Origin of the sequence: Cohnella mopanensis (assembly GCF_022352055.1) — a bacterium.
Classification (GTDB): domain Bacteria; phylum Bacillota; class Bacilli; order Paenibacillales; family Paenibacillaceae; genus Cohnella; species Cohnella mopanensis.
In genome coordinates this window covers 1-504 of sequence record NZ_JAKRWM010000051.1, presented here as the reverse complement: position 1 = coordinate 504, position 504 = coordinate 1, and the positions used below count along the sequence as shown (strand labels likewise).

Below are 504 nucleotides of genomic sequence, written 5' to 3'. Positions count from 1 at the left end.
GCACTCGACTGTTAATCGAGTTGTCACAGGTTCGAGTCCTGTTCGGGGAGCCATATGGAGAGGTGTCCGAGTTTGGTCGAAGGAGCACGATTGGAAATCGTGTAGGCGTCTAAAGCGTCTCGAGGGTTCGAATCCCTCTCTCTCCGCCACTATGTTTTCTCTGTAAGCATGGCCCCTTGGTCAAGCGGTTAAGACACCTCCCTTTCACGGAGGTAACAGGGGTTCGAATCCCCTAGGGGTCACCAATCTTCAAAAAGAATTACCATAAATTGAGGGTTGCAATACATAAGCGATATAGGTTATGATAAGAAATGTCGCTTCATAAAGCAACAACTTAGTTAACGACGCGGGGTGGAGCAGCCCGGTAGCTCGTCGGGCTCATAACCCGAAGGCCGCAGGTTCAAATCCTGCCCCCGCAACCAAATGAATCACCTCGGCTGAACACCGAGTTACTATCGTGGAGCTGTGGTGTAGTGGCCTAACATGCCTGCCTGTCACGCAGGA

3 tRNA genes are annotated in these 504 nt (G+C 51.4%); all 3 read left to right on the top strand.

From position 1 onward, the window contains the following. Positions 1 to 56 precede the first annotated feature (56 nt). Positions 57 to 149 (top strand) — tRNA-Ser (locus L3D05_RS26315). Between the two features lie 21 nt (positions 150 to 170). Beyond that, positions 171 to 245 (top strand) — tRNA-Glu (locus tag L3D05_RS26310). A gap of 100 nt (positions 246 to 345) precedes the next feature. Next, positions 346 to 422 (top strand) — tRNA-Met (locus tag L3D05_RS26305). Positions 423 to 504: the final 82 nt, after the last annotated feature.